General features: G+C 55.1%; 10 protein-coding genes, 1 tRNA gene and 2 rRNA genes. 4 read left to right on the top strand and 9 right to left on the bottom strand.

The window, feature by feature from the left end; all coding sequences use genetic code 11:
- The 3 genes from rrf (FHW76_RS24120) to rrf (FHW76_RS24130) form a co-directional block, all read left to right on the top strand.
- Positions 1-87 (top strand): 5S ribosomal RNA (gene rrf, locus FHW76_RS24120); the annotation flags it as partial.
- 14 nt (positions 88-101) lie between these two features.
- Positions 102-177: transfer RNA gene (locus tag FHW76_RS24125), tRNA-Thr, on the top strand.
- Between the two features lie 38 nt (positions 178-215).
- Positions 216-331 (top strand): 5S ribosomal RNA (gene rrf / locus FHW76_RS24130).
- Positions 332-767: 436 nt separating this feature from the next.
- On the opposite strand, the gene FHW76_RS24135 is transcribed toward rrf (FHW76_RS24130), so the two are convergent.
- The 3 genes from FHW76_RS24135 to FHW76_RS24145 all read right to left on the bottom strand — a co-directional run bounded on the left by FHW76_RS24135 (position 768) and on the right by FHW76_RS24145 (position 5,550).
- Positions 768-989 (bottom strand): membrane protein, encoded by a 222-nt coding sequence (locus FHW76_RS24135; RefSeq protein ID WP_004206262.1) that lies wholly within the window; start codon positions 987-989, stop codon positions 768-770.
- 298 nt (positions 990-1,287) lie between these two features.
- Positions 1,288-4,398, bottom strand: a complete 3,111-nt coding sequence (locus tag FHW76_RS24140; RefSeq protein WP_008806703.1) for an efflux RND transporter permease subunit — start codon at positions 4,396-4,398, stop codon at positions 1,288-1,290.
- 12 nt (positions 4,399-4,410) lie between these two features.
- Entirely contained in the window at positions 4,411-5,550 is a 1,140-nt protein-coding gene (locus tag FHW76_RS24145; RefSeq protein ID WP_008806702.1) for an efflux RND transporter periplasmic adaptor subunit, read from the bottom strand.
- A gap of 378 nt (positions 5,551-5,928) precedes the next feature.
- Between FHW76_RS24145 and envR the strand changes: the two genes are divergently transcribed.
- On the top strand, positions 5,929-6,582 hold the full coding sequence (envR, locus tag FHW76_RS24150; RefSeq protein ID WP_039102587.1) for an acrEF/envCD operon transcriptional regulator: 654 nt from the start codon (positions 5,929-5,931) through the stop codon (positions 6,580-6,582).
- 84 nt (positions 6,583-6,666) lie between these two features.
- On the opposite strand, the gene fis is transcribed toward envR, so the two are convergent.
- The 6 genes from fis to accC all read right to left on the bottom strand — a co-directional run bounded on the left by fis (position 6,667) and on the right by accC (position 12,347).
- Entirely contained in the window at positions 6,667-6,963 is a 297-nt protein-coding gene (fis, locus tag FHW76_RS24155; protein ID WP_000462905.1) for a DNA-binding transcriptional regulator Fis, read from the bottom strand.
- 24 nt (positions 6,964-6,987) lie between these two features.
- Positions 6,988-7,953 (bottom strand): tRNA dihydrouridine synthase DusB, encoded by a 966-nt coding sequence (gene dusB, locus FHW76_RS24160; RefSeq protein ID WP_008806700.1) that lies wholly within the window; start codon positions 7,951-7,953, stop codon positions 6,988-6,990.
- A gap of 357 nt (positions 7,954-8,310) precedes the next feature.
- Positions 8,311-9,192 carry a 50S ribosomal protein L11 methyltransferase gene (gene prmA, locus FHW76_RS24165; RefSeq protein WP_008806699.1) on the bottom strand — a complete coding sequence of 294 codons (882 nt, stop codon included), beginning with the start codon at positions 9,190-9,192 and terminating at the stop codon, positions 8,311-8,313.
- An 11-nt stretch (positions 9,193-9,203) separates the two neighbouring features.
- On the bottom strand, positions 9,204-10,655 hold the full coding sequence (gene panF / locus FHW76_RS24170; RefSeq protein WP_012540444.1) for a sodium/pantothenate symporter: 1,452 nt from the start codon (positions 10,653-10,655) through the stop codon (positions 9,204-9,206).
- Positions 10,645-10,887 carry a YhdT family protein gene (locus FHW76_RS24175; protein ID WP_012540445.1) on the bottom strand — a complete coding sequence of 81 codons (243 nt, stop codon included), beginning with the start codon at positions 10,885-10,887 and terminating at the stop codon, positions 10,645-10,647. The genes panF and FHW76_RS24175 overlap by 11 nt, the downstream gene beginning before the upstream one ends.
- Positions 10,888-10,997: 110 nt before the next feature.
- Positions 10,998-12,347, bottom strand: coding sequence for an acetyl-CoA carboxylase biotin carboxylase subunit (gene accC / locus FHW76_RS24180; protein ID WP_008806697.1), 1,350 nt, complete (start codon positions 12,345-12,347; stop codon positions 10,998-11,000).
- Positions 12,348-12,353: the final 6 nt, after the last annotated feature.

Below are 12,353 nucleotides of genomic sequence, written 5' to 3' on the forward strand. Positions count from 1 at the left end.
TGACCCCATGCCGAACTCAGAAGTGAAACGCCGTAGCGCCGATGGTAGTGTGGGGTCTCCCCATGTGAGAGTAGGGAACTGCCAGGCATCAAATTTAGCGTGCTGATATGGCTCAGTTGGTAGAGCGCACCCTTGGTAAGGGTGAGGTCCCCAGTTCGACTCTGGGTATCAGCACCACTTTTTAGGTTAAAGTTCGGCACGTTGTAAAGAATTTGCCTGGCGACAATAGCGCGGCGGTCCCACCTGACCCCATGCCGAACTCAGAAGTGAAACGTCGTAGCGCCGATGGTAGTGTGGGGTCTCCCCATGTGAGAGTAGGGAATCGCCAGGCATCAAATAAAGCAAAAGGCCCAGTCGAAAGACTGGGCCTTTTGCTTTTGTTATATCTGTTGTTTGCCGATGAGCGCTCTCCGGAGCAGGACAAATCCGCCGGGAGCGGATTTGAACGTTGCGCAGCAACGGCCGGAGGGTAGCGGGCAGGACGCCCGCCATCATTCCCAGGCATCAAATAAAACGAAAGGCTCAGTCGGAAGACCGGGCTTTATTGTTTTTTGCGGCCAGACGCGCCGCCAGCTCCCCCGGTGGCGCTGCGCTTACTGGGGCTACAGACCCCGTAGCCCGGAAAAGGTGCGCAGCACCGCCTCTGGGGAAAGCAGCGGTCATATCAACGTAAATGAAAGGCCCAGTCGTGTGACTGGGCCTTTTGTCTTTCTGGCGACTGAGCCGAAGAGAACGCCTCCAGGCTGAGCATTTGTGGAGCGGAGTTGCTAACGAGTCAGCGCGACGATCCCTAACGTGAGGCCGGCTACCGCGGCGGCCCCCCCGGCGATCGCACCTGCGGTGTCCCAGTTGTCTTCTGTTGTGCCTTTCATACAGGTATTGGTGTGGACTAAGCGGCCTTGCGAGTCATAAACCGGCACGCAAGGAGAGTCATGGGCACAGCCTGCCAGCAGAGAGGCCAGCAGCGCCACGATTAAATACTTTTTCATGATATTACCTCTGGATAATCCGCAGGGTTGTACTGAGAGCCAGTGCAGAACGGAATGGCTTATTTTATCACCGCGGATTGTCCGGCCCGGATGCCGAAATCATCTCAATTTATGAGCCGCGTAAATATCGTGAAGATAAGCCCGGGAATATGCAGAAAAGATGGAGAGAAAGATTGTGATTCAGCGATGTTGCGTGCGATGGCGGTTGCCAGACTGCGGGGGAGTTTAGTTTAGCTGGCGACCAATATTCCATGCAAAAAAAAGCGCCCGGAGGGGGCGCCTTCAAGACATAGCCGAATTATTCAGCGTGCCGGGTAAAGCGTCGCCTAACGACCACGAAGAACACCGGAACAAAGAAGATCGCCAGCAGTGTCGCGGTAAGCATCCCGCCCATCACGCCGGTGCCCACTGCATTCTGAGCCCCGCTACCGGCACCATGGCTAATCACCAGCGGCATAACCCCGAGGATAAAAGCCAGAGATGTCATAAGAATAGGGCGCAGGCGCATCCGCGATGCCTCCAGCGTAGCCTCAATGATCCCTTTCCCTTCTTTCTCCATCAGATCCTTGGCGAACTCAACGATCAGGATCGCATTCTTTGCCGACAAACCGATCGTAGTCAAAAGACCGACCTGGAAGTAAACGTCATTATTCAGCCCACGCAGCGTGGCCGCTAACAGCGCGCCAATGACCCCCAGCGGAACCACTAACATGACTGAGAAGGGGATCGACCAGCTCTCATACAGCGCTGCCAGGCACAGGAAGACGACGATCAATGAGATGGCATAAAGTGCAGGCGCCTGGTTGCCGGAGAGCCGTTCCTGGTAAGACATCCCGGTCCAGTCGTAACCGATGCCGCTCGGCAGTTTACTGGCCAGTTGTTCCATCAGGGCCATGGCTTCCCCGGTACTTTTTCCTGGCGAGGCTTCACCGAGGATCTCCATGGACGGCAAGCCGTTGTAGCGCTCCAGACGCGGCGAGCCATAGATCCAGCGTGAAGTGACAAAGGCGGAGAACGGAACCATTTCGCCGTTGGCGCTACGAACGTACATGTTGTTAATGTCGCTCGGCAGCATACGGAAATGGGCATCAGCCTGGACGTACACTTTTTTCACGCGGCCGCGGTCGATAAAGTCATTGACATAGTACCCCCCCAGCGCCGCAGATATCGTTTCATTGATATCGGAGAGGGATACGCCCAGCGCCTGCGCTTTTTCCTGATCGACATCCAGTTTGAACTGCGGCGTATCTTCCAGCCCATTGGGCCGTACCCGGACCAGCTGATCCGGATGCTGTTTCACCATACCGAGCAGTTGGTTTCGCGCCTGGGTCAGGGCGGTATGGCCAAGTCCACCCTGGTCGATCAGCTCAAAGTCGAAGCCGGTGGCGGTACCCAGCTCAATAATGGCCGGCATGTTGAACGGGAAAACCATGGCGTCTTTTATCTGGCTGAAGGCCACGGTGGCCCGTTTAATAATCGACTCAACGTTGTTTTCATCACCGCTACGCGCTTCCCAGGGTTTCAGGCTGACAAACGCCATGCCGGAGTTTTGCCCCTGGCCGCTGAAGCTGAAGCCGTTAACGGTAAAGACGCTTTCAACATTGGCCTTCTCGTTATGCAGATAGTAGTCGGTTACGGTATCCAGCACCTTCTGCGTGCGCTCCTGGGTCGCGCCGGAAGGCAGCTGGATCATGGTCAGGAAGACGCCTTGATCCTCGTCGGGCAGAAAGGACGTGGGCAAACGCATGAACAACACGGCCATCCCCACGACTATCACCAGGTAGATCACCAGATAACGGCCTGTTCCACGCAGAATGCCGCTAACGCTGTTGGTATAGTGATTGACGCTCTGGTCAAAGCGGGCGTTAAACCAGCCGAAAAATCCTTTTTTCTCATGGTGTTCGGCTGAGGCTGGCTTCAACAACGTGGCGCAGAGCGCCGGCGTCAGTACCAGCGCAACCAGCACGGAGAGCGCCATGGCGGAGACGATAGTGATCGAAAACTGACGATAAATCGCGCCAGTCGAGCCGCCGAAAAAGGCCATCGGGACGAATACCGCAGAGAGCACCATGGCGATACCCACCAGCGCCCCCTGGATCTGCGACATCGACTTTTCTGTCGCTTCTTTTGGCGAGAGCTTCTCCTCAACCATTACACGTTCGACGTTTTCCACCACCACGATGGCGTCATCGACCAACAGGCCTATCGCCAGCACCATGCCAAACATCGTCAGGGTGTTGATGGAGTAGCCAAACATCGACAGTACCGCAAAGGTACCCAACAGCACGACAGGAACGGCAATCGTCGGAATGAGCGTTGCGCGCATGTTCTGCAGAAACAGATACATGACAAGAAAGACGAGGATAATTGCCTCAAAGAGCGTTTTAACCACTTCGTGGATGGATATTTTGACGAAAGGGGTCGTATCGTACGGATAGACAACCTTCATCCCCTGAGGGAAGTAGGGCTGTAGCTCGGCCAGCTTCGCTTTAATCGCGGTGGCAGTATCCAGCGCGTTGGCGCCGGTCGCAAGCTTAATACCCAGACCAGAGGCGGGTTTACCGTTAATTCTCGCGACGACGTTGTAGTTTTCTCCCCCCAGCTCAATGCGGGCGACGTCTTTCAGATGGACGACCGAACCATCGGCATTGACCCGGAGTGTAACCTTGCCAAACTCCTGCGGATCTTTAAGCCGCGTCTGAGCGATGATCGACGCGTTCAGTTGCTGACCTTTCAGCGCCGGCGTACCGCCCAACTGACCCGCGGCGATCTGATCGTTCTGAACCTTCAGCGCATTGATGACGTCGACCGGCGTGAGGTTGTATTTATTCAGCAAATTGCCGTCCAGCCAGACGCGCATGGCGTACTGCGCGCCGAACAGCTGCACATCGCCCACGCCGTTGAGGCGGCTGATAGGGTCTTTCACGTTGGAGGCGACATAGTCAGAAATATCGTCCTGGGTGGTGGCCGGGTTATCAGAGATAAAGCCGGCAACCAGCAGGAAGCTGCTGCTGGATTTTTCGACGCTAATCCCTTGCTGCTGTACTTCCTGAGGCAGCAGCGGCGTAGCCAACTGCAGTTTGTTTTGCACCTGCACCTGGGCGATATCCGGATCGGTGCCGGACTTAAAGGTGAGCGTAATGGTTACCGAGCCAGCGGAGTCGCTGGTTGACGACATATACATCAGGTTGTCGATACCGTTCATATTCTGTTCGATAACCTGAGTGACCGTATCCTGCACGGTTTGGGCATCCGCACCCGGGTAGGTGGCGGAGATCGCCACCGCAGGGGGCGCAATCGTCGGATACTGCGCTATCGGTAGCTGCAGGATGGCCAGGCCGCCGGCAATCATCATAATGATGGCCAGCACCCAGGCGAAGACCGGTCGATGGATAAAAAACTTAGACATGGCTGAGTATCCTTATTGTGCGGCCGGTGCCGCACGCTCCGCTTCCGCTTTGACGGTGACGCCTGGACGGACTTTCTGTAAGCCGCTGACAATCACTTTATCGCCCGGCTTCAGCCCGCTGGTGATGAGCCATTTATCGCCAACGGCCTGAGTCGCGACCACTTCCCGGGTTTCAACCTGGTTTTTGTCATTCACCAACATCACGGAGGCATCGCCCCGCGGCGTGCGGGTCACTCCCTGCTGCGGCACCAGGATGGCCTGCGGATCGACACCTTCGTCTATGCGAGCACGGACGAACATCCCCGGCAGCAGGGCATGCTGCGGGTTAGGGAAGATAGCGCGTAGCGTGATAGAGCCCGTGCTTTCATCGACAGTGACGTCAGAGAACTGCAGCGACCCTTTAAGCGGATAGGCCTGGCCGTTCTCCATCACCAGCTCAACGCTTTTTGTATCACCGCCGCGCTGCAGGCTTTCCTGCTTAAGGCGCATAAAGTCATTGCTGGACTCCGTCACGTCGACATAGATGGGGTCGAGCTGCTGGACGGTGGCCAGGGCATCCGACTGACCGTTGGTGACCAGCGCGCCCTCGGTGACGCTCGATTTGCCGATGCGCCCGCTTATGGGGGAGGTCACTTTGGTGTAGGCCAGGTTGATACGGGCGGTGTCTACGGCGGCTTTGGTGGCGATGACGTCGGCGTCGGCCTGGCGTGCGGTGGCCACCGCCTGATCGTATTCCTGCTGGCTGATATATTTGGTACCCAGCAGTGGAACGTAGCGTTTCACCGTCAAATGGGCGATGGCGGCTGCGGCTTCGGCCTTGGCCTCATCGCCTTTCGCGCTGTTCCAGGCGGCCTGATAGGTTGCCGGATCGATCTGATAGAGCGACTGACCTGCTTCGACATCACTTCCTTCAACAAAGTTACGCTTCAGGATGATACCGCTCACCTGGGGGCGGACTTCCGCCACGCGAAAAGCAGAGGTGCGGCCTGGCAGTTCGGTGGTGACCGACAACGGCGCACTGTTCACGACATGGACCGTCACCTGCGGCGCCTGTGCATGGGGTTGCGGGTTGCCCGAATTATCGCAGCCGGTAAGCAACAAGGCAGAGATAATTAAACCGGATAAAAGTGTCACTCTGGCGTGAGTTGTCATTGCGGTTCCTTATAGATTACGTGCCAAATTCGGCGGCGAATCTGTGAAAGAAAGAGGGAATCAAAAAGCAGTTTGACATCCTACAAATAAACGCCATTGGATGTAAGAGATACTTATTTTTAAGCAATCAGCAAGGCACGCAAAAACAAAAAAATGGCCGATCTGTTTTTACTATTTATCTTAATTGTAAAACATAATAAATAGACATTGTTTTAATGAATGAGTTGGCTATTAATATTCATTAAGGTGATTCGTTGGTTTTCTACATCAGAATTAGCTTGTCTGCATTTTTGCTAAATAATATTGTGCACCGAATGTTAGATTAAGGGATCTTCAGAAAAATCTATATTGCCTGTTAATCGGGAACTGAGATCTTATATGGCGAGAAAAACCAAAGAGGAGGCGCTGCGCACGCGGCAGCTCCTGATTGAGTCCGCGATCCAGCAGTTCGCCCTGCGGGGGGTGATCAATACGACCCTGACGGATATCGCTGATGCGGCGGGGGTGACTCGCGGTGCCGTATACTGGCATTTTGCCAGTAAGACCGAGTTGTTTAATGAGATGTGGCAGCAGCAGCCGCCGCTCAGGGATTTGATTCAGCAAAACCTGGCGACAAGGAATGAGCAGGAGCCCTTAAAAGATTTGCGCCAGCGATTTATTGCCGGCCTGCGCTATATTGCTGAGAATCCTCGCCAGCGTGCCCTGATGCAAATCCTTTATCAACGCTGTGAGTTTGCCAGCGATATGTTATCGGAGAGCGAAATTCGCCAACGCATTGGATTTAACTATTCCGTTATTGGCGGCATTCTGCAGCGCTGTGTGCGTAACAATATATTGCCAGCCGAAACAAATATCGACGTGATATTAATTGTTTTACATAGCGCCTTTTCCGGCTTGATTAAAAACTGGCTGCTTGAACCGCAACGCTTCGATCTGTATCAGCAGGCACCTGCGCTGGTGGATAATATTATGGCGGTGGTCTGTGCTGCTCGTTTATCGCAGGAGCCTGTACTGCGGGTAGTGAATCAGTAATGTGTTTTGTCGGCGCAGATAATAAAAAAGGCGCTTCCCCATGCCGAAGAGCGCCTTTTATATCAAGCAAGCAACTGACTAGTATCAGTTCATGCCGTATTTTTTCAGTTTTTTACGCAGTGTACCGCGGTTGATGCCCATCATCAGGGCTGCGCGGGTCTGGTTACCACGGGTGTATTGCATCACCATGTCCAACAGGGGCTGTTCAACTTCAGCCAGTACCAGCTCATACAGGTCATTCACATCCTGACCGTTCAGTTGAGCAAAATAGTTCTTCAGTGCCTGTTTAACCGAGTCACGCAGGGGTTTTTGAGTTACCTGATCCTGAGAGTTAACGGTAGAAACGGTCAGTACGTCAGAATTTACGCGTTGTTCGAACATAGTTCTGTCAGCTCTTTATTTCTATTACGCAAAATTTTCGAAGTATGCCTCCAACGCCTCCAGCTGTTCGCTGGCATCCTCAATGGCGTTGAATGTGCGCCGAAACTGGTCATCTGGAGCATGTTCCTGAAGATACCAGGAGACGTGTTTACGCGCGATTCGGTACCCTTTTGCCTGACCGTAAAAGTCATGCAATTCCCGAACGTGCGCACAAAGCAAGCGCTTAACCTCTGCCAGTGGCAGCGGGGGCAGCAGCTCTCCAGTGTCCAGATAATGCTGGATTTCCCGAAAGATCCAGGGTCTTCCCTGAGCTGCACGGCCTATCATCAGGGCATCAGCCCCTGTATAGTCGAGCACAGCTCTGGCTTTAAGCGGGTCAGTAATGTCACCATTCGCGATAATCGGAATGGAAACTTTCTGCTTAACTGCCCGAATACTGTCGTACTCAGCGTCTCCGTTAAACAAGCAGGCGCGGGTGCGTCCGTGAATAGTCAGAGCCTGAATGCCACACTCTTCGGCCAGTTGGGCAATCTCTACGCAGTTACGGTGTTCCGGTTCCCAACCGGTGCGAATCTTGAGAGTCACAGGAACGTCCACCGCGTTGACGACCGCCGTCAGGATTGACTTCACCTGCTCGGGGTACTGCAAGAGGGCTGAACCTGCAAGCTTGCGATTCACCTTTTTCGCCGGGCATCCCATATTGATATCTATAATCTGGGCGCCACTTTCCACGTTAATCCGCGCGGCTGCAGCCATCTCTTCCGGTACGCTACCGGCGATTTGCACGGTACGAATACCGGGCTCATCAATATGCACCATCCGTAAACGGGACTTGTCGCTCTCCCACACCTGTGGGTTAGAGGACATCATCTCGGAAACGGTTAAACCCGCTCCCATCTCATAGCACAGCGTCCGGAATGGTCTGTCAGTAATGCCAGCCATGGGCGCTGCGATCAGGCGATTTCTGAGCTGGTGGTGTCCGATGCGCATGAGTTAAGAAATGACCATACTGTGACTGCAAGGCGGCGTATATTACGCATTTTTTGCACGAGATGAAAGGCCAAACTTTGAGCAATCCTCTGTTGCAGATCAATGAATCCGGGACTAGCGTAAAAGCGATGAATAAATACTTATATTAATCATTACTTTAATTGATGGTGGGTAATTTGTGTCCATTTATAAAATCGTAAAACTTCTCGATTTTTCTTAGATAAACTCGCTACCTGACGGCATAAAACGCTGTTTTTGTAGCCAAAAAAGTACTCTGTAGTGCGATCTGCCTCTCATTTCCAGGCATTATTTGGTGGCTACTGGAAACAAAAATGCGGCCCGCAGGCCGCATTGTGCTTAGTTTTTCCGGCCGGTGATCCGGCACCACTCCTCTTTCTCCACCACCGGGTCGAGGGTGAAGAGCGGGGCGTAGGCTTCGCAGACGCTTTCCGCCTGGCTTGCCAGAATGCCGGAAAGGCCCAGCAGGCCGCCTGTAACCGGCAGGACGCTGATTAATGGGGCCAGCTCACGTAACGGGCCCGCGAGGATGTTTGCGACCACGACATCGGCTTTCATGGCTTCTGGCTGATCCTGCGGCAGATACAGTTCAAGACGCTCGGAGACGCCGTTACGCTGGGCGTTATCACGGCTGGCCTGGATGGCCTGTGGGTCGATATCAATCCCGATCGCTTTAGCGGCACCCAGTTTCAGGGCGGCGATCGCAAGGATGCCGGAACCGCAGCCAAAATCGATAACGGTTTTGCCCTGTAGGTCGAGGCCGTCGAGCCACTGCAGACACATGGCGGTAGTGGGATGAGTGCCGGTACCAAAAGCCAGTCCCGGATCAAGCATCACGTTGACCGCGTTCTCATCGGGGACATCGCGCCAGCTCGGACAAATCCACAGGCGCTCACCGAAACGCATCGGGTGGAAGTTATCCATCCACTCGCGCTCCCAGTCTTTATCTTCCAGCTGTTCAATTTTATGCGCAAAGCCGGCGCCGAGCAGCGGATGCTGCTCCAGTTGGGCAACGACCGCTTTCATATCGGTTTCGGCATCGAACAGGCCGATCACGTCGGTATCGCCCCACAGCCGGGTTTCCCCGGGCAACGGCTCAAATACCGGCGTATCGTGCGTATCCTGGAAGGTGATGGAGACCGATCCGGCCTCCATCAGCGCATCGCTAAGATCTTCTGCGTTCGCGCCGGTAGTATTTAGTTTCAGTTGGATCCATGGCATAGCAAAACTCTTTATTTATCAGTAGTCATCACAGGGGCTGGCGGGACGGGTTGGCCGAAACGGTTCCCGACGACAAAAGCCAACAAACTTAGCAGTAGCGAGGGCACGATAGGATGGAAGCCCAGGAACTGAATATGAAACGTCGCGAGCACGGCATACAGCACGCCGCCCACCAACATCGCGCTGAGCGCCCCGGCAGCGTTTGCTCGCTCCCAGTAAAGGCCCAGCACCAACGGCCATAAAAACACCGCTTCCAGGCCGCCGAAGGCCAGCAGATTGAGCCAGATAATCATTTCCGGCGGCCGCCAGGCGGCCAGCATCATTAATATACCCAGCACTAAGGTGGCGATCGTTGAGATCCGCTTGAGCTTCTGCTCATTGCGTTTTTTTGTTGGCTGCGCGCTGAGCCACAGATCTTTAATGATCGTAGCCGATGCCTGCAGTAAATGGGCGTTCACGTTCGACATAATCGCGGCCATCGGCGCGGCTAAGAACAGTCCTGCAGCCCACGGCGGCAGCACCTGGACCATCAACGTGGGGATCACCAGATCGGGCACGGTGAGGCCCGGCAGGACGGCGCGGCCAAGAGCGCCGGCGAGATGCATGCCGAACATCAGAATCGCCACGACGATCGTGCCAATGACAATCCCGCGGTGCACGGCTTTGCTGTCTTTATAGGAGATACAGCGTACGGCGGTATGCGGCAGGCCGATAACGCCGAAGCAAACCAGCACCCAGAACGAGGTCATAAAGGTGGGGGACAGGATATCATCCGCACCGTGCGGCGACACCAGCTGTGGGTCGATCCGCTGCAGTGTGTCCACCGCCTGATGCAGGCCGCCGGCAGCATGGACGACACCAACCAGCAGGACGATCGTCCCGATCAACATCACCATTCCCTGCATCGTATCGTTGAGTACGCTGGCGCGGAAGCCGCCGAAAGCGGTATACAGCGCGATGGTGATCCCAAAGATCAGCAGACCGGTTTCGTACTTGATCCCGGCAGCGGTTTCCAGCAGGCGCGCGCCGCCAATAAACTGCACCGCGATGGCCCCGACAAAGGCCACCAGCAGGCTGACGCTGGCAATCCATACCACCGCGCGGCTTTGGTAGCGCGCCTGCAGCATATCGTTAAGGGTAATAGCATTGTAGCGTCGCGCCAGGATCGCGAACTTCTTGCCGAGGATCCCGAGAGAGAGCCAGATCGTCGGTACCTGGATCATCGCCAGCAGTACCCAACCCAGCCCATATTTATAGGCGGCGCCGGGGCCGCCGATAAACGAGCTGGCGCTAATATAGGTGGCGGTGAGGGTCATGGCTAATACAAACCCCCCCATCGATCGACTGCCGAGGAAATACTCGCTAAGGAAGTTCCCGGTGCTGCGTTTACGCATCGCGTAAATCGACAGCCCGAAGACCACAAACAGATAAGCGATCAGCACCACGATAATCTCAAGCTGCATCGTTATCCTCCAGAGAGATATCACGGAAGATAAAGCGCACCATCGCCCAGCACAGCAGTATAAACAGCAGCGGCACCAGCAGGCAGGCCATTTCAAACCAGTGGGGCAGGCCGGTAAAACCGATACTGACGCCCGGCAGATAGGCCGCCGCCAGCCAGGCGGCAAGATAGAGAAGGGTCAGCCACAGCGCCCAGCGCGCTTCTTTATGGGCCTGAACAAAGCGTTTGTCCATTTTTTGTCCCTTGAGGATGAAGAAAGCGGGGATTGTACCGCATGGAAAAGTCGAGGGGAGAGAAAAAGAAAAAAGGCCGGATTAACCGGCCTTTTGCAGCAAATACAGGATTATTTTTCCTGCAGTCCGAGCTTTTTCTCCAGATAGTGGATGTTAGTGCCACCATGCTGGAAGTTCTCGTCGCTCATAATGCGCATCTGCAGATCGACGTTGGTTTTGATGCCATCGATGATCAGCTCCTGCAGCGCATTCTTCATGCGGGCAATCGCCACGTCACGGCTTTCGCCGTAGCAGATCAGTTTACCGATCATGGAGTCATAGTACGGCGGTACGGTGTAACCGGCGTAGATATGAGACTCCCAGCGCACGCCAAAACCGCCCGGCGCGTGGAAGCGGGTAATTTTACCCGGGCTCGGCAGGAAGGTGTTCGGGTCTTCGGCGTTGATACGGCATTCCACCGCATGGCCTCTGACGACCACTTCATCCTGCTTGATGGACAGCGGCTGGCCAGCTGCAATACGCAGCTGCTCTTTGATCAGGTCAACGCCGGTGATCATTTCGGTAACCGGGTGTTCTACCTGAATACGGGTGTTCATTTCAATGAAGTAGAACTCGCCGTTTTCGAACAGGAACTCGAAGGTGCCCGCTCCGCGGTAGCCGATATCCACACAGGCTTTCGCGCAACGTTCGCCGATGTAGCGACGCAGTTCCGGGGTGATGCCCGGCGCCGGCGCTTCCTCGACCACTTTCTGGTGGCGACGCTGCATGGAGCAGTCACGCTCTGCCAGATAGATAGCGTTACCCTGACCGTCCGCCAGTACCTGGATCTCGATGTGGCGAGGATTTTCCAGGTATTTCTCCATGTAGACCATGTCGTTATTGAAAGCCGCTTTCGCTTCCGCTTTGGTCATGGAGATAGACTGCGCCAGTTCGGCGTCGCTACGCACAACGCGCATACCGCGACCGCCGCCGCCGCCGGAGGCCTTGATGATCACCGGATAGCCAATGCGTTTGGCATGGGCGCGGTTAGCGTCCATATCGTCGGTCAGCGGGCCGTCAGAACCTGGAACGGTCGGGACGCCGGCTTTCTTCATCGCGGTGATTGCGGACACTTTGTCGCCCATCAGGCGGATAGTGTCGGCTTTCGGACCGATGAAGATAAAGCCGGAGCGCTCAACCTGCTCGGCAAAGTTGGCGTTCTCGGAGAGGAAACCATAACCCGGGTGAATCGCTATCGCGCCGGTGATTTCCGCCGCACTGATGATAGCCGGGATGTTGAGATAGCTTTTTACGGACGGAGCCGGGCCAATACAGACCGTCTCATCCGCTAACAATACGTGTTTTAGATCGCGATCCGCGGTGGAGTGCACAGCGACGGTCTTGATGCCCAGTTCTTTACAGGCACGCAGGATGCGCAATGCGATCTCGCCACGGTTAGCGATGACAATTTTATCCAGCATGTTCGC

Source organism: Klebsiella sp. RC2, assembly GCF_014192815.1.
Classification (GTDB): Bacteria; Pseudomonadota; Gammaproteobacteria; order Enterobacterales; family Enterobacteriaceae; genus Klebsiella; species Klebsiella variicola.

Bases quoted from the DNA above. Each gene is read 5' to 3' on its own strand.
- FHW76_RS24140 (WP_008806703.1), bottom strand. From the start codon at position 4,398: ATGTCTAAGTTTTTTATCCATCGACCGGTCTTCGCCTGGGTGCTGGCC.
- prmA (WP_008806699.1), bottom strand. From the start codon at position 9,192: ATGCCATGGATCCAACTGAAACTAAATACTACCGGCGCGAACGCAGAA.
- dusB (WP_008806700.1), bottom strand. From the start codon at position 7,953: ATGCGCATCGGACACCACCAGCTCAGAAATCGCCTGATCGCAGCGCCC.
- accC (WP_008806697.1), bottom strand. From the start codon at position 12,347: ATGCTGGATAAAATTGTCATCGCTAACCGTGGCGAGATCGCATTGCGC.
- FHW76_RS24175 (WP_012540445.1), bottom strand. From the start codon at position 10,887: ATGGACAAACGCTTTGTTCAGGCCCATAAAGAAGCGCGCTGGGCGCTG.
- fis (WP_000462905.1), bottom strand. From the start codon at position 6,963: ATGTTCGAACAACGCGTAAATTCTGACGTACTGACCGTTTCTACCGTT.
- FHW76_RS24145 (WP_008806702.1), bottom strand. From the start codon at position 5,550: ATGACAACTCACGCCAGAGTGACACTTTTATCCGGTTTAATTATCTCT.
- envR (WP_039102587.1), top strand. From the start codon at position 5,929: ATGGCGAGAAAAACCAAAGAGGAGGCGCTGCGCACGCGGCAGCTCCTG.
- panF (WP_012540444.1), bottom strand. From the start codon at position 10,655: ATGCAGCTTGAGATTATCGTGGTGCTGATCGCTTATCTGTTTGTGGTC.
- FHW76_RS24135 (WP_004206262.1), bottom strand. From the start codon at position 989: ATGAAAAAGTATTTAATCGTGGCGCTGCTGGCCTCTCTGCTGGCAGGC.